15 protein-coding genes are annotated in these 16845 nt (G+C 58.1%); 12 read left to right on the forward strand and 3 right to left on the reverse strand.

Annotated features, from left to right (window positions below; translation table 11 throughout):
• Positions 1 to 25 precede the first annotated feature (25 nt).
• The 5 genes from FTE24_RS09760 (at position 26) to FTE24_RS09780 (ending at position 5449) form a co-directional block, all read left to right on the forward strand.
• Positions 26 to 784 carry a hypothetical protein gene (locus FTE24_RS09760; RefSeq protein WP_141446757.1) on the forward strand — a complete coding sequence of 253 codons (759 nt, stop codon included), beginning with the start codon at positions 26 to 28 and terminating at the stop codon, positions 782 to 784.
• Between the two features lie 31 nt (positions 785 to 815).
• The gene (locus FTE24_RS09765; protein ID WP_150233110.1) at positions 816 to 1178 is read left to right on the forward strand and encodes a glyoxalase superfamily protein; all 363 of its coding nucleotides are present in this window, start codon (positions 816 to 818) and stop codon (positions 1176 to 1178) included.
• Between the two features lie 131 nt (positions 1179 to 1309).
• The gene (locus FTE24_RS09770; RefSeq protein WP_150233111.1) at positions 1310 to 2380 is read left to right on the forward strand and encodes an NAD(P)-dependent alcohol dehydrogenase; all 1071 of its coding nucleotides are present in this window, start codon (positions 1310 to 1312) and stop codon (positions 2378 to 2380) included.
• Between the two features lie 254 nt (positions 2381 to 2634).
• Positions 2635 to 4881 carry a 5'-nucleotidase C-terminal domain-containing protein gene (locus FTE24_RS09775; protein WP_150233114.1) on the forward strand — a complete coding sequence of 749 codons (2247 nt, stop codon included), beginning with the start codon at positions 2635 to 2637 and terminating at the stop codon, positions 4879 to 4881.
• 79 nt (positions 4882 to 4960) lie between these two features.
• On the forward strand, positions 4961 to 5449 hold the full coding sequence (locus tag FTE24_RS09780) for an isochorismatase family cysteine hydrolase (protein WP_150233116.1): 489 nt from the start codon (positions 4961 to 4963) through the stop codon (positions 5447 to 5449).
• Here FTE24_RS09780 and FTE24_RS09785 read toward each other — a convergent pair.
• The gene (locus FTE24_RS09785; protein ID WP_150233119.1) at positions 5446 to 6345 is read right to left on the reverse strand and encodes an AraC family transcriptional regulator; all 900 of its coding nucleotides are present in this window, start codon (positions 6343 to 6345) and stop codon (positions 5446 to 5448) included. The two genes, FTE24_RS09780 and FTE24_RS09785, sit on opposite strands and share 4 nt — an antisense overlap.
• A 211-nt stretch (positions 6346 to 6556) precedes the next feature.
• Here FTE24_RS09785 and FTE24_RS09790 point away from each other — a divergent pair, with 211 nt between their 5' ends.
• From FTE24_RS09790 to FTE24_RS22995, 4 genes are all read left to right on the forward strand, one after another.
• Complete coding sequence (locus FTE24_RS09790) at positions 6557 to 9244, forward strand: alpha-L-rhamnosidase (protein WP_150233121.1); 2688 nt, start codon at positions 6557 to 6559, stop codon at positions 9242 to 9244.
• Positions 9245 to 9369: 125 nt separating this feature from the next.
• The gene (locus tag FTE24_RS09795; protein ID WP_150233123.1) at positions 9370 to 9810 is read left to right on the forward strand and encodes a VOC family protein; all 441 of its coding nucleotides are present in this window, start codon (positions 9370 to 9372) and stop codon (positions 9808 to 9810) included.
• Positions 9811 to 9947: 137 nt separating this feature from the next.
• The gene (locus tag FTE24_RS09800; protein ID WP_150233124.1) at positions 9948 to 10511 is read left to right on the forward strand and encodes a hypothetical protein; all 564 of its coding nucleotides are present in this window, start codon (positions 9948 to 9950) and stop codon (positions 10509 to 10511) included.
• A gap of 154 nt (positions 10512 to 10665) precedes the next feature.
• On the forward strand, positions 10666 to 11385 hold the full coding sequence (locus FTE24_RS22995; RefSeq protein WP_202111817.1) for a hypothetical protein: 720 nt from the start codon (positions 10666 to 10668) through the stop codon (positions 11383 to 11385).
• A 79-nt stretch (positions 11386 to 11464) separates the two neighbouring features.
• Here FTE24_RS22995 and FTE24_RS09810 read toward each other — a convergent pair whose 3' ends face one another.
• Complete coding sequence (locus FTE24_RS09810) at positions 11465 to 12034, reverse strand: shikimate kinase (protein WP_150233126.1); 570 nt, start codon at positions 12032 to 12034, stop codon at positions 11465 to 11467.
• Positions 12035 to 12166: 132 nt separating this feature from the next.
• Between FTE24_RS09810 and FTE24_RS09815 the strand changes: the two genes are divergently transcribed.
• Positions 12167 to 12745 (forward strand): histidine phosphatase family protein, encoded by a 579-nt coding sequence (locus FTE24_RS09815; protein WP_150233128.1) that lies wholly within the window; start codon positions 12167 to 12169, stop codon positions 12743 to 12745.
• 17 nt (positions 12746 to 12762) lie between these two features.
• Positions 12763 to 13152: a RidA family protein gene (locus FTE24_RS09820; protein ID WP_150233130.1), complete on the forward strand. Its 390-nt coding sequence runs from the start codon at positions 12763 to 12765 to the stop codon at positions 13150 to 13152.
• 602 nt (positions 13153 to 13754) lie between these two features.
• On the opposite strand, the gene FTE24_RS09825 is transcribed toward FTE24_RS09820, so the two are convergent.
• On the reverse strand, positions 13755 to 15977 hold the full coding sequence (locus FTE24_RS09825) for a bifunctional alpha,alpha-trehalose-phosphate synthase (UDP-forming)/trehalose-phosphatase (protein ID WP_150233132.1): 2223 nt from the start codon (positions 15975 to 15977) through the stop codon (positions 13755 to 13757).
• Between the two features lie 218 nt (positions 15978 to 16195).
• On the opposite strand from FTE24_RS09825, the gene FTE24_RS09830 reads away from it, so the two are divergent.
• The gene (locus FTE24_RS09830; protein ID WP_150233133.1) at positions 16196 to 16801 is read left to right on the forward strand and encodes a hypothetical protein; all 606 of its coding nucleotides are present in this window, start codon (positions 16196 to 16198) and stop codon (positions 16799 to 16801) included.
• The last annotated feature ends 44 nt before the right edge of the window (positions 16802 to 16845 follow it).

A 16845-nucleotide genomic window follows, 5' to 3' on the forward strand; every position in this document is an offset into this window, starting at 1 on the left:
CTTTGAGGCAGCCGGAGGGATCGCGATGATCAATCATATGACGACGCTTGGATTCGATATGCAGGGCGAAGAAGATTTTCTGAAACTGGCGGATTACGCCTACAAGAACGGGACGCCGATCCAGACGCCGCAGGGCGCTTACGTTCGGCTTCAGGCCGGAGGCGGCGCGGAACTGTGGCTTCAGCTGGACCGCGAACAGGTCGCGATCGGGATGCATCCGCATTTTACCGGGGCGGGTCTGATGCAGGTCGGCATCGAAGGCGAGCTGCGGCGGGAAGAAGCGAACGAACTCGACGGGACGTTCTATGCGTGGGCCGGAGCGGAAGCCGGGCGTCCGGGCGAAGGCTTGTACGCGTTTTTGTTCGATCTGCCGGACCGGGACGTGTACGGGGCGCTGACGACGCCGATGATCCGGTCGGTGCAGCTGTCGGCGTTCGCGCATGAGCTGACGGTGTTCTCGAACGAAGCGGATTATTATTCGTATCAGTTGGAGCGATCCGCGGGAGGATTGGTGCTGCAAACGGAGACGTTCACGTCGACCGGCCTGGACGATCAAGGCGGCGAACCCGGTTCGACGGCTGCTTTTACCGGACGAGTGCTGCGCGCGGGCTGGATCAAGAACGAAATGAGCGGAACGTATTTTCATTGGGCGCTCGTGCGCACGCTCGGCGGCGATATCGACGTGGTCGCGGACGAGCGGCTGGTCGGCGGACGCGAGATTCACGAAGGCGATATTCTGAGCGGGTCGTTCTGGCTGAGCGGGCGTTTGGTGGAACAGACCTGAACTTGAGACCCTATGGGAAGGAGCGAGGCAGATGGAGTTGAGCGGGATAGTTCCGATTTTGCGTATCTTCGACGAGACGAAAGCCCGGGAATTTTATATCGGGTATCTGGGGTTCGCCGTCGATTGGGAGCATCGTTTCGAAGCGGGTCTGCCGCTGTACATGCAGGTATCTAGAGGACCGGTGCGGCTGCATCTGTCCGAACATCACGGCGACTCCACGCCGGGCTCCGCGGTTCGGATCGAGGTGTCGGACGTGATGGCGCTGCACCGCGAACTGACGGTCAAGCCGTACCGTTTTCTCAATCCGGGCGTGGAAAACAGACCTTGGGGCGGGGCGGAACTTGAGCTGGTCGATCCGTTCGGCAATCGCCTCGTGTTCCATGAATCGAGTTGAGGCCGGCGTTAGCGGAACTTGAACCCGTCCATGTGTAATCTTTGATCTGCAAGCCTTGATAGGCAACCCCTGATTTGTATCCGCATACATTCTGACAGCGAGACATTCTGACAGCGAGAGGACGATGCACCATGACCCAAGCGCAAATTCCATCCATGATGAAAGCCGCCGTTATGCACGAATTGAGACAGATCACGATCGAGGAAGTTCCGGTACCGGAGATCGGGCCGAACGAAGTGCTGATCCGGGTCATGGCCGTCGGCATCTGCGGGTCCGATCTGCATTATTACGACCACGGCCGTATCGGCAATTATGTCGTTGACGGACCTTTCGTGCTCGGGCACGAATGCGCCGGCGAGATCGCCGCGGTCGGCGCGGAAGCCGCGCAGTTCAAAGTCGGCGACCGCGTCGCGATCGAGCCGGGCGTCACCTGCGGCAAGTGCGAGATGTGCAAGGCGGGACGCTACAATTTGTGTCCAAAGGTCGAGTTTCTGGCGACTCCGCCGTATGACGGGGCGTTCGTGCAGTATCTCAAGATGCGCGCGGACTTCGTGTTCCCGATTCCGGACCATCTGTCGTACGAGGAAGCGGCGCTGGTCGAGCCTTTCTCGGTCGGCATCCATGCGGCGTCCCGCTCGAAGCTGCAGCCCGGTTCGAGCCTCGCGATCATGGGCATGGGCCCGGTCGGCCTGATGGCCGTCGCGGCGGCCAAAGCTTACGGCGCGTCGACGATCATCGCGACGGATCTGGAGCCGCTGCGGCTGGAAGCCGCACGGAAGATGGGGGCGACGCACGTCATCAACGTGCTGGAGCAGGACGTGGTCGGAGAGATCAAGTCGATTACCGGCGGAGCGGGCGTCGATACGGCGTGGGAGACGGCGGGCAATCCCAAAGCGCTCCAAGCCGCTCTTAGCAGTCTGCGGCGCGGCGGCAAGATGGCGATCGTCGGCCTGCCGGCGCAGGCGGACATTCCGCTGAATATTCCGTTTATCGCCGACAACGAAGTGGATATGTACGGCATTTTCCGTTATGCCAACACGTATCCGAAAGGCATCGAATTCCTGTCTTCCGGGCAGATCGACGCTTCTGTGCTGATCACGGACAAGTTCCCGCTTGCGCAGACGTACGAAGCGCTGGAACGGGCGTTAAATTACAAAAGCGAATGCCTGAAAGTGGTCGTGTATCCGAACGGCTTGCTCTGAATCCTGCGTCGACAAGAGATGCAGTTTCCATATCGGATGGCGGGTCTTGAATAGAGTTGAGCCGAATAAACTGTACATTAAAGGAGCTTTCCGTGTAAACCTTCGTGCGAAGGAAAGAACGGGGAAGCTCCTTTTGTTGTACTTTTTATGTGTGATTTTACAAAGTTATCGTTTACATTTTACAAATCGTTCACTAGTATTAAATGCGGTGGCATCTATACTTACATACATGAGATTATAGGGGGATTACAAGCATGCGCAAGTTGTTAACGAAACGTTTGGCCGGAAGGTCTTTGGCTTGGCTTTTGGGTACGTCCCTTTTACTGGTTCCGTTCGCTTCCGCTTCAGCCGAATCGGCCGGGACGCCTACAGAAACGAAGATTACGCTGCTTGGCACATCCGACGTCCACGGCCGCTTCATGCCGTGGGATTATGCGTTGGACGGTCCGAATCCGGCAGGAAGCCTGACGCAGCTCCATACGATGATCCAAAAAGTGCGTGCGGAAAATCCCAATACGATCCTGGTGGATGTCGGAGACATGATTCAGGATAACTCGGCCGAACTGTTCAACGATCAACCCCGGTCTCCGATGATGGTCGCCATGAACGAGATGAACTACGACGTCTGGGTGATGGGCAACCACGAATTCAATTTCGGTCTGGACGTGTTGGAGAAAATCTCTTCCCAATTCGACGGACAGCGTCTCGCCGGCAATCTGTTCAAGGCAAACGGCGACCGGTACATGCCTGCGTATACGATCATCGAAAAAGACGGAATCAAAGTCGGCCTGATTGGCATGACCACGCCGATGATTACCGAGTTCGAGAAAGGGACCGACCACCTGGACGGCGTGAACGTGAAAGATCCGGTTCAGGAAACGAAAAAAGCGATCGCCGAGCTCAAAGGCAAAGTCGACGTCATGGTCGGCGTCATGCATATGGGTCTCGACAACGAGAACGGAAATCCGGGCACCGGCGTGACCGATATCGCCAATGCGAATCCGGAACTTGCCGCGATCTTTGCCGGACATCTGCATACGCTGATCGAATCGGAAACGGTGAACGGCGTGCTGATCGCCGAACCGAACAAATACGGATCGCACGTCTCGCGTATCGACCTGACGTTCGAGCAGGACGGCGACCGTGTCGTTTTGAAAAATAAAGAAGCCCGCGCGCTTGCCGTAAAAGCGTCGGACGGCACCTATGCGGATTCGGATGCGCAGCTTGAACAGACACTCCGACCGTTCCACGAATTCGCCCGCGCGGACGCCAATATCCGGGTGGCCGAATTGAAAGGAAAAAATCTGGTGCCGGCGGACGAGATCACAGGCATTCCGGCCGTGCAGGTGCAGCAGACTCCGTTGTCGGACTTCTTCGCCGAAGTCATGCTCCATTACAGCGATGCCGACGTGGTGGCGCACCAGATCGATAACGACAAAGCCAGACTGGATATCGGACCGATCAAGAAAAAAGATATTGCGTTCAACTATCAGTACGCGCTCGGCGAAGTGACCGTGTACGAAGTTACCGGCCGCGATCTCAAAGACTATATGGAATGGTCGGCGGGATACTTCAATTCGTCGCGCCCGGGAGACGTCACGGTCAGCTTCGATCCCAAGCGCCGGGCTTCCAAATACAGCACGAACGATTTCTTCGGCGGCGTCACCTATGAGATTGATCTCTCCAAGCCTTACGGCAGCCGGATCACGCGGCTGAAGTCCGCCGGCGGAAAAGCGATCCAAGCGTCGGATAAGCTGAAGCTCGGTATGAACGCGTACCGGATGGAAGCATTGATCGGGCAGGGCGGACCGCTGGAAGGACGCACGTTCAAGCCGCTCTGGTCGTCCAAAGACGCGTCGGCGTTCGGCGAGATTCAAGGCACGATCCGCAGCCTCTCGATCGCTTACCTGACCGACGTGATGAAAGGCGTGTACGAACCGAAAACGCGGAGCGGTTGGACGATCACCGGCGTCGATACGGATGCACCGGCGCGCGCGGATGTCGTCGAGCTGATCAACGACGGCATCCTGTCCGTCCCGACGACGGAAGACGGCAAATACACGAATATTGCCGCCATTAATATTGCGGACGCCGTGAATCCGCAAGAGATTGCCGCCCTGTCCGCCAAAGCCGGCTTGGACCCTGCTCAGTTCAAAGGCTTGAATACCAAAGGCGAATTTTATCGCAAGCTGAACGCGGCCCGCAAATTGGCAGCCAACGGTGGGGCAGCGACCCCATCGACTCCGACTGCGCCAACTCCGGCCAAGCCGGAAGCTCCAACCCCGGACACCGAGGCAGGCAGCCAAGTGAAACCGGGCAAAGTGACCGCAGAGTATCTGAACGCGCGCCTCTGGCCTTCGTCCAGGTCCAAGATCATCAAGGCCGTACCAAAAGGAACCGTGCTCGACGTCCTCTCGGCAGACAAGCACGGTTGGTTGAAAGTGAAACTGGACGGACGCATCGCTTACGTGTACGGTAAATACGTGAGCGTCGCGAAATAGGCGCAAGCCGCGGCGGTATAGAGGCGAAAGCGTCTGTACGGCCTGGATCAAATACTTGAACAGCGGAGGAATCCTATCCATGAAAATTGCGTTTCTCATCATCGACATGCAGATCGTCCATTTGGAAGGCGTACCTCAGTCCAAAATCGACAAGGTATGCGAATATATCAATCATGTGTCTGGCGTGATGCGTGCAGCCGGGCATCCGATTATCCATATTCAGGATATCGAAGGCATGACGGAAGAGACGGAAGGCAGCTACCGAACGATCGAAGAGATTGTATTCGAATCGCCCGATCAAGCGCTGTCCAAACCATATTCGAATGCGTTCTGGCAGACGAAGTTGGAAGAAACGCTTGCGCAGCACGGCATCGAACGCGTCATACTGGCCGGATTCGCAGCCGAACACTGCGTACAGTTCACGTACAACGGCGCGGTCGAACGCGGACTCAGTCCGGTACTGCTGCAAAACGGCATCCTCAGCCGGCACGACGATGCGGTCGCCGCCGCTTACCGGGATCGCAACCTGATCTCGTATCCGGTCGTGGAATGGCTGGCGCGAAGCTAGCCCTGTCTCCGGTAACCTGTCGGCGTGACCCCGGTCTTGCGCTTGAATAGCCGGTAGAAAAACTTCAAATCGCCGTAACCGACAGCCGCCGCGATCTCCGCAATCCCCGTGTTCGACGAGGAGAGCAGATCGCAGGCGGCTTCGACGCGTGCATTTTGCAGAAACGTCGAGAAGTTCAGCCCGGTCTGCCGCACGAACAGGCGGCTGAACTGGCGTTCGCTGAGGCCGGCCGCCCGTGCCAGTTCGCCGAGCGTCAGCGTCTCCGCGTACCGCCGCTCGATCTCCCGCACCGCCCGCGCAATCGACGCTTCGGCCGCGCCGCCGCGGATCGGCCCGGCCGAGGAGCCGGGCTCCGCCTCTTCGGTAGGATGCTCCGCCGCTTCGCCGGCGCGAGTGCGCTGCAGGGCGATCAGAATGCGGATCACGAGCGAGGTCAGCACCGCTTCGCAGCCCGGCTGCCGCGCCGTGTACTCGCGATACAAAGCGGTGAACCAGCCGTGGAATTCGCCGGGATCGCGCAGCTTGAACCAGGGACTTCCGGATGCGCGAAAAGCGGCGAGCAGCGCCGAGGCGTCCGGAAACATCTCTTCCAGCCGCAGCAAATAATCGATCGGGAAAATGCAGTTGTAGACGATCAGTTCCCGGCCGCGCCCCGGCGCCGCGGGGCGGAACACATGCGACACGCCGACCGGAATAAAAAAGACGTCGCCGCGCGAGACCCGCATATTCCGGTCGCCGATATAATGCACGCCCGCGCCTTCGCACACATAGGTCAGCTCGACGAAATCGTGCGTATGCTCCAGCATATCGAATGATTCCGACGTCCGGTTGACGTAAATCGGCATTTCTTTTTCAAAAAAATACGTGCCCAACAGTCGATCCATGCTTCGCTGCATAGGTGATGCCTCCTTGGCCGAAGCCGGCCGGTCTTACTGCTGCTTCGAGCCTAATCGATTTGTCCGAGCTTGTCCAGATTGGCCTATGAATTCGTCCGAATCGGCCTCTTGCTCCGGGTGCAAATCGTTTTACAATGAACAAGAACGGCAACGACATTCAGGCTACAAGCATGGGCATTCACTATACGATCGACCGGGAGGAATATCACTGATGCGTTCAACGAGAGTGACCGAACTGCGCTGCGAGTATTTGCAAGATCCGCTGGGACTGACCGTTCGCCGTCCGCGTCTGGGCTGGAAGCTGCTGGCGGATCGCCGGAACGTGATGCAGAGTGCTTACCACATTCAGGTGTCGGCCGACGATCCCTCTTTTGCCGAAGAAGGGTTGGTCTGGGACAGCGGACAAGTAGACTCGGACGAGAGCGTCCATGTGCCGTATGCAGGCGAAGCGTTGGTCTCCGTGACGCGCTACCTGTACCGGGTGCGGATCTGGGACGAGCAGGGCGAAGAATCGCCGTGGAGCGAGACCGCCTGCTGGGAAACGGGACTGCTGGACGCCGCAGAATGGCGCGCGCGGTGGATCACGCCGGCGGCGGAGGCTATCGATGCGGCGGCTCAGGCGGCTTTTTATATGCGGGGGCAGTTTGAGATGAATGGGTCCAAAGTGCGCCGGGCTACTGTCTTCGCGACCGCGCTCGGGCTGTACGAACTGGAACTGGACGGCCGGCGGATCGGCGACAGCCTGTTCACGCCGGGCTGGACCCGCTACGACCGCCGTCTTCAGGTGCAGGCGTATGACGTGACGCAGCAGCTGAGCGGCTCGGGCGGCGAACCGCATGTGCTCGGCGCGGCGCTTGCGGACGGCTGGTACAAAGGCCGGCTCGGCTGGGAAGGCCGCCGCGATATCTACGGAGACCGGCGCGCGCTGCTGCTGGAGCTGCATATCCGGTACGAAGACGGCACGCGGCAGGTGATTGCGTCGGACGAATCGTGGCGCGCCAGCGCGAACGGACCGATACGCATGTCCGGCCTGTACGAAGGCGAGACATACGACGCTTCGCTCGAAATGCCCGGCTGGAGCGGCCCCGGCTTCGACGACGCGGACTGGTCTCCCGTCTCGGCGCTGGACCGCCCGATGGATACGCTGATCGGCGAGCAGAGCGAGCGGGTCAAAGTGACGGAGACGATTGCGCCGGTGTCGCTGATCGTGACGCCCGCGGGAGAACGGGTACTGGATCTGGGGCAGAACATGGTCGGCCGCATGGCGTTTACCGTCCGCGCGCCCGCGGGCACGACGCTTACGCTGCATCACGCGGAAGTGCTGGATCGGGCAGGGAACTTCTATACCGGCAATCTGCGCACCGCCGCGCAGGAAGTGACGTATGTGTGCCGGGGCGGCGGCGCGGAGTCGTACCGGCCTGCCTTTACCTTTCAAGGGTTCCGCTACGTCCGCCTGTCCGGCTTCCCGGAAACGATCGACCTGCATGACTTCGTCGGGGAAGTCATTCATACCGATATGCGTCCTACCGGATCGTTCGAATGCTCCAATCCGCTGATCAACCGGCTTCAGCGCAATATCGTCTGGGGGCAGCGCGGCAACTTCCTCGATATTCCGACCGATTGTCCGCAGCGCGACGAGCGGCTCGGCTGGACAGGCGACGCGCAGGTATTTATCCGCACGGCAGCGTTCAATTACGGCGTCTCGCCCTTTTTTACCAAATGGCTCAAAGATCTGGCGGCCGAGCAGCTGCCAAGCGGCGGCGTCCCTTTCGTCGTGCCGAACGTGCTGGGCGAAGACGCACATTCTTCGGCGGCCTGGGGCGACGCGGCGGTCATTTGTCCGTGGACGATCTACCTCTGCTACGGCGACCGGCGCATACTGGACGAACAATACGACAGCATGACCGGCTGGGTCGAATACGTTCGCGCCCAGGGCGAGAACGAGCTGCTGTGGAACACCGGTTTTCACTTCGGCGACTGGCTCGGGCTGGACGCGGAAGAGAACGGCTACGTCGGCGCGACGCCGCGGGATCTGATCGGTACCGCCTTTTTCGCCTATTCCACGTCGCTGGTCGCGAAAGCGGCCGCCGTGCTCGGCAAGGAAGAAGACGCCCGCACGTACGCCGAGCTGCACGGCCGCATCGTCCGGGCTTTTGCCGACGAATTCCTGACGCCAAACGGCCGGCTGGCCGGTCATACGCAGACGTCGCATGTGCTGGCGCTCATGTTCGAGCTGGCGGAAGGACAGACGAAGCGCCGTCTGGCGGATACGCTGGCCGGATACGTGCGCGAGCGAAAGATGCACCTGACGACCGGCTTCGTCGGAACGCCGTATCTGTGCCGGGTGCTGTCGGAGAACGGTCATCATGACGTCGCCGTGCAGCTTGCGCTGCAGGAAGAGTATCCGTCGTGGCTGTACTCGGTGCATCAGGGCGCGACGACGATCTGGGAACATTGGGACGGCATCAAGCCGGACGGTTCGTTCTGGAGCGACGACATGAATTCGTACAACCATTACGCATACGGCGCGATCGGCGACTGGCTGTACCGCACGGTGGCGGGGCTGGATACGGACGAGTCCGCTCCCGGCTACAAACGGATCAAGTTGTCCCCGAACCCGGATTCCGGCTTGACGCACGCCCGCGTGCAGTACGAGTCTCTGTATGGCACAATCGTCAGCGGTTGGGCCAAGCGTGAAGATGGCAGCGTCACCTACGAGTTCGAGCTGCCGCCGAACACGACGGCCGAAGTCCGGCTGCTGCGCTCGGCCGGTCAGGCGGTGCGGATCGACGAACGCGAGGCCGCCGAAGCGCCGGGAGCGGCAGCATTCCGTACGGAAGAAGGCAGCATCGTGCTGGAACTCGGCTCGGGCCGGTATACGGTGCGAGTCGGCGGTTGAAGAGAGTGTGCGAAGAGAAGACGGCTTGCCGCGGACAGCGGAGGGGCCGTCTTCTTTTTGGGTAAAAAAGGATGGGGGACCGGGGCAGCGAATAATTAAAAAAGGAGTGAAAGGGGAGGATCGACGTGAATCAATCGATCGTACATATCGCGCTCGTCGTGAACGATTATGACGAGGCCATCGCATTTTATACGCAAAAACTGCACTTTACGCTGGTGGAAGATCTGTATCAGCCCGAGCAGGACAAACGCTGGGTCGTCGTCGCCCCACCGGGATCGACCGGCACGACGGTGCTGCTGGCACGCGCCTCGAAGCCGGAACAGGAGCCTTTTGTCGGCAATCAGGCCGGGGGGCGGGTGTTTCTGTTTCTGAATACGGACGATTTCTGGAGAGATTATGCGGACATGAAGCAAAGCGGCATCGAATTCGTACGCGAACCCAAAGAAGATTCGTACGGCACGGTTGCCGTGTTCAAAGACCTGTACGGCAATCTGTGGGATCTGCTGCAGTTGAAACAGGATCATCCGGTGATGCGGCGCATGCAGCAATCTCAAGATCGGACTTGACTGAAGGAGCGATCAGATGCCAACTTATTTTGTTATCAGCTATCCAGCCATCCCGCTCGTCGATGGAGTCGTCGCAGTTTTTTTCAAAAAAAGAGCCCTAAAATAAATAAAAATCATATTCAAAGGAGCGATAATTGATGTCTAATTCTTTGCCCAACCCTTCCGCCCACAGCCTGGAAAGCCAACTCGCGAAGCTGCGCGAACTGGGGATTCACGGGGTCGATTCCGACGCGGATATGATCCTACGGTTAACGAAATATGTCGGAGCCGCCTACTATGAACAGCAGCCCTATCTCCGCCTGCTGGCGGAACTCGGACATGAATTGTCGCCGAACGTCTGGACATTCGATGTCGAGTGCGTGGAGAGCGCCGACGTGTATGAGAATGCGATTTCGAAGATGATCGCTTTGGCGGAAGGACGGATCGAAATCGGGAGTCTGCAGGGCAAGTTCGATCCCGCCGAAGATTGGACGCGGATCGATCTGGTCCATGCGGGCCAGTCGCATGAACTCAACGCCGCCCATAACGGGGATTGGTTCGACATGGACGTGCTGGGCCGGGTAGAACGGATCGTGCGCATGGAAGACTGGGAATTTCTGCACCGCTGGGAAGACCAGACGGTGACGCTGGTGTTTATCGACCGCGCAGCGAGCAAAGAGCTGATCCGGCTCACGGACAAGCAGTTTGGGCCTTTGATCTGAACACCGCCACGCCTATCGCCGCCTGCACAAACAAGCAGCAGAAGGAACAAAATAGAAAAGTGGATAAATTTTGAATCCTTTTGCTTGGCAGCTGCGTAGAGTTCCCTTGTACGTTCGAGAAACGAAAACGAGAACAGATACAGGGGGATTCAAGATGAAAAAGAGATTATGGACAGGGTTGGCGGTCTGTTCGTTGGCGATCATGACGGCATGCGGGAACGATGCGAAAGAGACGGCCGTCGCTCCTGCGCAGGCAGCGGCGGAGCAGCCGGCCGAGCGGGCGGTGGAGGCCGAAGCTTCCCAAGCGGAAGCCGCGGTCGAAGTCGAGCATGAAGCGGCAGCGGAGACGGAAGCAGCGGTCGACACGGAGGCAGCGGTCGAGACCGCCGCCGAACGATCCGAGGCAAGCGATACGCGTTCGGAATCGCTCGTCCTCACCGAGGGGGATATCCAGCTTGTGGAGGAGTATTTCGAGCAGATCGAACCTGCGCTAAACGTTGCGCAGTCTACGATGAGCAATCTCTACGGATCGCTTGAGGCATGGAATAACTACGAAATGGAAGATGCAGAGCTGCGCGAATCTCTGATGGCATCAAACGCCGCTTTTACGCTGCTGGAATACGACTTCTCCCGAGTACAGGTGCCTGATTTGGAATCTGCGGCGGTATACGAGATGCTCTCCGAGATACAGAATATATTTTTGGGCATAGGCATAAACGGAGGGCGAGGCGTCGACTTGTTCATAGAGGGGCTCGACACGCAAAACGAAGCGAAGCTGGATGAAGCTATCGAGGCGTTTGCGCCTTTTGAACAATATGAAAAGCGGATGGCAGAGATCTCTAAGGAAGTACAAATGATGCTTGATACCGAGTAACAGACAAGCAAAAGGCGGAAAGCACCTTGAAGGGCTTTCCGCCTTTTCGTCTTTTCAGCGATCGTTACTGTTCCAATCGTTACTTTTCCACCGTCCAGTTGGCTTGAATCTGCTGCGCCATCTCTTCGGCGATCTGCTCGGGCGTCCGCGCATCGACGTCGATCGTATGATGGTTGTCGGCGTACACGAGCTTGCGGCTGGCGAACATCTCTTCCACTTCGGCCAGCGATTTGCTTTGCAGAATCGGACGGGTATCGATCAGCGCTTCAAAGCGCCCCAACCACGCCTCCCAGCTCAAGTCGAGATGGTACACGATGCCGCTCGACAGACACGATTCCCGGATCTCCTCCTGCATAAAAGAACCTCCGCCAAGCGACACGACTTTCTCGCGCTCGCTGCGGCACAGCGTCGTCAGGTACTCTTTTTCCATCTGTCGAAAAGCGGGTTCGCCCATCGTCCTGAAAATTTCCGTGACCGGCATACCGTGCAGCGCTTCGATCTCGTGGTCGGCGTCGAGAAACTCCCGTCCGAGCTTCTCCGCGAGCCGTTGGCCGATCGTCGTTTTGCCCGCGCCCATGAAGCCGATCAGAATGATATTTTTTTGGCGAAAAGGAATCCCGGAGGAAAAGGTTGGATTGGATAGGGTCATGACTTTGCTCCTTTGCGGCTTTAAACCGTTGAATTGTAAGTCGACAGCAGCGCCGCGTAAAATGAATACGTTCATTATAAAAGGTGCGGTTGGCGGGAGCAAGGTCAAACGTGCAGGGAAGAAGGTGCAGCGATGCCATTGTTGTTTGTGCGCCACGGTCAGGCCGAGCATAATCTAGATACGCCGGACCGGCTGGAGCGGCTTCATCCCAAGTTGACGGACCTAGGCAGGCAGCAGGTCGCCGAACTGAACAGCCGTATACGGATCGACGACAGCGATCTGCTGCTGGTCAGTCCGACCGTTCGGACGTTGGAGACGCTGGCGCTGTTAACGGAAGGGGGCAATGCCCGGCCGGCTTGGGTCAGTCCGCGGGTCGGCCCGCGTATGTTTCCGCAAAATCCGGCATGGACGACGCTGCCCTGCGACATTCCGCTGACGCGGGAAGACGTGCAGGCTTACGGCGCCGGGCTGAAGCTGCGGCAGCCGGATACGGCAGCGCTGTGGAGAAGCGGAATCAACGCCATGCCCGAAGCCGAATTTGCCCCGCTTGCGCGGGAGCTGATCGGCTGGATCGCCGGCCAACACTGCCGAAGAACGATCATCGTCAGCCATGACGGAACGATCAACGCCTATCGGCAGCTGTTGGGCGAACCGGACGTGAGCCGGCACGATTTTCTCGGCGAAGCAGGCTGTTATACGTTGGATATATGAAAAAGAGGAGTGGGCATATGACCAGACAAACATACTCGACCGGTTCCCCGTGGGAACCGATCGTCGGTTACAGCCGCGCGGTCCGCGTCGGTAACGTCGTGGAAGTCGCGGGAACGACGGCGATGAAGGACGGAGAGGTCGTCGGAGTCGGCGATCCGTACCGGCAGACAGCGGAGATTCTGGGCATGATCCGGGAAGCGCTGGAGCACGTTGGAGCGAAAATGGAGCATGTCGTCCGCACGCGCATGTTCGTGACCGATATTTCGCAGTGGGAAGAGATCGGACGCGCCCACGGCGAAGCTTTTCGCGACATCCGCCCTGTAGCGACGATGGTCGAAGTGAAAGCGCTGATCGATCCGGCGCTGCTGGTGGAGATCGAGGTGCAGGCGATTGTACCGGAAGAGTAGAGCCGGAATTGGCGAAGGGGCAGGAGGAATTGCTGGATAAGCGGCCGGTTGTTTCTGAGCGATAGGGAAAGGCTTGAAGAGGTTGAAAGTGAAGGGTGAAGGGTGAAGGGTGAAGGGTGAAGGGTGAAGGGTGAAGGTCTAGGGCGATCGAAGTGTCGGAAACTTGCGCAGTCACGGGAATGTTGACTTTTGATGCACATTTTCGGATTATTAAGCGGGTTTTAGAGCGAATGTTGACTTTATGTACACAATTTGGCCGATTCGGTCGGATTAGGCGTCGAAATCGGCTAAAATGTTGCCTTTTAGTCAGCATTATTGCTCCGGCGGCCGATCATCGCGTGAAATGTTGACTTGATGTGCACATTTTCGAAGCCGGGCTTGTTCTGAGCAAGTTCGGCTTTGCCTCGCAGCGTTCAGTCTCGCCTGGCTCGCTCCAAAATCGCCAAAAGACTCAAAAGCCCACACCCCAAAAGCCGCTAACCCATACCCAAGCGGCGCACAGCCCCCAAAAAACAAGACAAAAAAGAAGCCGAGCGGTTAGCTCGGCTTCTTTCGACTTCTTTTCATACATCCTATCCATAAACGATCCGGTATCCGGCCGCTTACTTGCTTTTCGCCGCATCTTCCGCCACTTCGCCGGAGACCTGCGTAAAGCGGCCCAGCAGGGCGCGGATATCGGCGGAAGATTTGAGGCGGTATCGGGCCGCCGTCACTTCTTTGCCGATCTTGACGGAGTACGCATGTTCCGGCAGCGCCGCGAACATGTCTTCGTCGGTCCGGTCGTCGCCGGCGCCGAACACGAAGTCGAAGTTGCCCTGGCTCAGCATGAGATGCGCGCCGTGGCCTTTGTTGACCCGCGTATCTTTGACTTCGATGACTTTGTTGCCGTCCAGAACGCCGACGGTCATCGACTGGGTGATGGACATGAGCGCTTCCTTCAGCTCGTTGCGCTTCACGGCCGCGATGTCCGGTTCGGACTGGCGGTAATGCCAGGCGATCGAATAGTCTTTCTCTTCGATCAGCGAGCCCGGCGTCCGGTCGGTGTACGTCTCCATGATCGGACGGATCGCTTCTTTCCATTCGTTGTCGATGTTCAGCGTCATCGTCCATTCGCCGCCCGCCGGGCGGAACCACAGGCCGTGCGCCGCGACGATGCTGAGGTTCAGGTCGCCCAGCCATTTCTCGGCCGTGAAGCGGTCACGTCCGGTGATGATGACGACCGTGTTCTTCGGATCTTCGGTCAGCGTCGTCAGCAGCTGCTTCAGTTCGCGGTCCGGCCGCGCCTGATCCGGCGTCGGCTTGAAGCCGACGAGCGTGCCGTCGTAGTCGAGGAACAGCACCCGCTTGTTCGCGGTCCGGTACGCCAGATCGAGTTCCGACGAAGCGGAAGTCAGACGATCGAGCGGTTCGGTATGGATCTTCTCTTCCGGCGAACCCTGCAGCGTGTTGAGGAATTCTTCCGCCCAGAACTTGACGTTGTAGCGGGAGATCCGGCGGTGCATGTTTTTGTTGCGGTCCATCTTGTCGTCTTCCGGCATTTCAAGCGCCATCTTGATGCCGGCCGCGATCGCTTCGTGATCGTTCGTGTTGACGATGATCGCTTCGCCGAGTTCGCTGGCGGCGCCGGCCGTCTCGCTCATGACGAGCATGCCTTTGTAATCGGTACGCGAAGCGACGTATTCTTTGGCGACCAGGTTCATGCCGTCGCGCAGCGGAGTGACGAGCAGCACGTCGCTGTGGCGGTAGAAAGCGATCAGGTCGTCCTGGGACACGGTGCGGAAGAAGAACCAGACCGGCATCCAGTTGAACGTGCCGTATTCGCCGTTCACTTCGCTGACGAGCTCTTCGATCTCCCGCTTGAGGTTATCGTATTTCTCGATGCCGACGCGGGACGGCGCGATGATCAGGTTCAGGCGTACCTTTTCCCGGTATTCCGGGTAGTTGGACAGAAACTGCTTGAACGCTTTGATCCGGTCGGGAATGCCTTTCGTATAGTCCAGACGGTCGACCGAGATGATGTTGCGGACGTTCTGCGTGCTTTTGACGAAATCCATCGTTTCCTGCGACGCGTTTTCCTTGGTCGGCGTTTTGGCGAAATAGTCGTAATCGATGCCCATCGGGAACGCGTCTACCTGTACGACATGCGACTCCAGCTGCATTTTGTACAGGCTGTGTTCGTGTCCGAGCAGACGGCGCACGCTGCTCAGGAAGTGGCGCACGTAATCGTACGTATGGAAACCGATCAGGTTCGCGCCCATCAATCCTTGCAGAATCTCGTCGCGCCAGATCATCTGACGATAGATTTCGTACGAAGGGAACGGAATATGGAGGAAGAATCCGATCTTCACGTCCGGATGCTTTTCCCGGATCATCTGCGGCAGCAGCATGAGCTGGTAATCGTGGATCCAGATCGTGTCGCCTTCCTCGATCAGCGGATCAACCGAATCGAAAAACTTGCGGTTTACGCGCTGGTACGCTTCCCACGTCTCTTTTTTATACTCGACCGCGCTCGTGAAATAATGGAACAGAGGCCAGATCGTCTCGTTGCAGAAGCCGTGGTAATATTGTTCGATGTCGTCGGAAGTCAAAGGGACCGACAGGCATTTGTAGTCGTTTCTGAGGGTGTCGGCAACGGAGGAACTCTCTTCTTCGCTGAGATCGTCCTGCGCGACGCCCGGCCAGCCGGCCCAGACCGTGCTGCCCTGTTCATGGTAGTTTTTGAGTCCGGTAGCCAGACCGCCTATGCTTTCCTTGTACTCCAGGCCGGATTCGTTTTTGCTGACGGTGACGGGAAGACGGTTGGATACGAAAATCGTTTTACTCATAGGTTGGACCAGCTCTCCTTCTTATTTGAAAATGGATGAAAAACGCGCATTATCCGTAACAATTCTTTCCCTCATTACCCGAAACGGGGCGTTCAGACTCAAATTCGGGACGAAACGAAAACGTGCGGCAGGTAAATCGAGCTTTTCGTAACTTTTGGGCGGCAGGCTCCGTTTAAAGGTTAAATGGCCGGAAAATCGGGAGGAGAGAAGAACCTGAGATGCAGAGATTCTTCATCATGTCGTGTGCGCTGCTGCTGATTCTGATGTCTGTAAACCTGTTTGTGCCGCCCGGAAAAGCGCTGGCCTGCAGCTGCTCCATTCCGGCAACGGCAGATCTGGCGACAGAGAAAGCCGCGGCGGTTCTGACCGGAACGGTGATTGGGATCGGAAAATTCAAAGACGGCCGGAACGAAGCCTATGACGCAGTCACGCTGGCTGTAGACGAGAGCTGGAAAGGCGTAAATGAACCGGAAGTCGTCATCTATACAAGCTGGAGCAGCTGCCAATTCGATTTTGAAAAAGGGAAACGCTACCTGCTGTATCCGTATGAACACGACGGTCGGTACGAAGTCGCGAACTGCGGCCGTTCGGGCGAGATCGATCCCCAAAATCCCGAAAATCCCGAAAATGCGAGAGCAGCTGCGGATCTCCGGCAGCTCGGAGCGGGTACGCAATACGAAGTCCCGCCGGAAGTCCTAACGAAAGCGAATGAAGAAACGGGTAACAATAGAGGATGGGTCGCAGCGCTGACGGGGATTGTACTGTTTGCGGCTGCGTTCGGAGTGTGGCAATGGCGGAAGCGAAGCAGTAAAGCCCGGGAATGAAAAAATGAAAAGCAGCCTGCGGTTCGATCGCTTGAGATCGCCCT

The organism is Saccharibacillus sp. WB 17 (genome assembly GCF_008634075.2).
Lineage (GTDB): Bacteria > Bacillota > Bacilli > Paenibacillales > Paenibacillaceae > Saccharibacillus > Saccharibacillus brassicae.

What these genes read in the sequence shown, in the direction of transcription:
- FTE24_RS09775 (WP_150233114.1), top strand. Translation starts at nt 2,635, where the DNA reads ATGCGCAAGTTGTTAACGAAACGTTTGGCCGGAAGGTCTTTGGCTTGG.
- FTE24_RS22995 (WP_202111817.1), top strand. Translation starts at nt 10,666, where the DNA reads ATGAAAAAGAGATTATGGACAGGGTTGGCGGTCTGTTCGTTGGCGATC.
- FTE24_RS09820 (WP_150233130.1), top strand. Translation starts at nt 12,763, where the DNA reads ATGACCAGACAAACATACTCGACCGGTTCCCCGTGGGAACCGATCGTC.
- FTE24_RS09770 (WP_150233111.1), top strand. Translation starts at nt 1,310, where the DNA reads ATGACCCAAGCGCAAATTCCATCCATGATGAAAGCCGCCGTTATGCAC.
- FTE24_RS09760 (WP_141446757.1), top strand. Translation starts at nt 26, where the DNA reads ATGATCAATCATATGACGACGCTTGGATTCGATATGCAGGGCGAAGAA.
- FTE24_RS09765 (WP_150233110.1), top strand. Translation starts at nt 816, where the DNA reads ATGGAGTTGAGCGGGATAGTTCCGATTTTGCGTATCTTCGACGAGACG.
- FTE24_RS09810 (WP_150233126.1), bottom strand. Translation starts at nt 12,034, where the DNA reads ATGACCCTATCCAATCCAACCTTTTCCTCCGGGATTCCTTTTCGCCAA.
- FTE24_RS09790 (WP_150233121.1), top strand. Translation starts at nt 6,557, where the DNA reads ATGCGTTCAACGAGAGTGACCGAACTGCGCTGCGAGTATTTGCAAGAT.
- FTE24_RS09800 (WP_150233124.1), top strand. Translation starts at nt 9,948, where the DNA reads ATGTCTAATTCTTTGCCCAACCCTTCCGCCCACAGCCTGGAAAGCCAA.
- FTE24_RS09815 (WP_150233128.1), top strand. Translation starts at nt 12,167, where the DNA reads ATGCCATTGTTGTTTGTGCGCCACGGTCAGGCCGAGCATAATCTAGAT.
- FTE24_RS09780 (WP_150233116.1), top strand. Translation starts at nt 4,961, where the DNA reads ATGAAAATTGCGTTTCTCATCATCGACATGCAGATCGTCCATTTGGAA.
- FTE24_RS09785 (WP_150233119.1), bottom strand. Translation starts at nt 6,345, where the DNA reads ATGCAGCGAAGCATGGATCGACTGTTGGGCACGTATTTTTTTGAAAAA.
- FTE24_RS09830 (WP_150233133.1), top strand. Translation starts at nt 16,196, where the DNA reads ATGCAGAGATTCTTCATCATGTCGTGTGCGCTGCTGCTGATTCTGATG.
- FTE24_RS09825 (WP_150233132.1), bottom strand. Translation starts at nt 15,977, where the DNA reads ATGAGTAAAACGATTTTCGTATCCAACCGTCTTCCCGTCACCGTCAGC.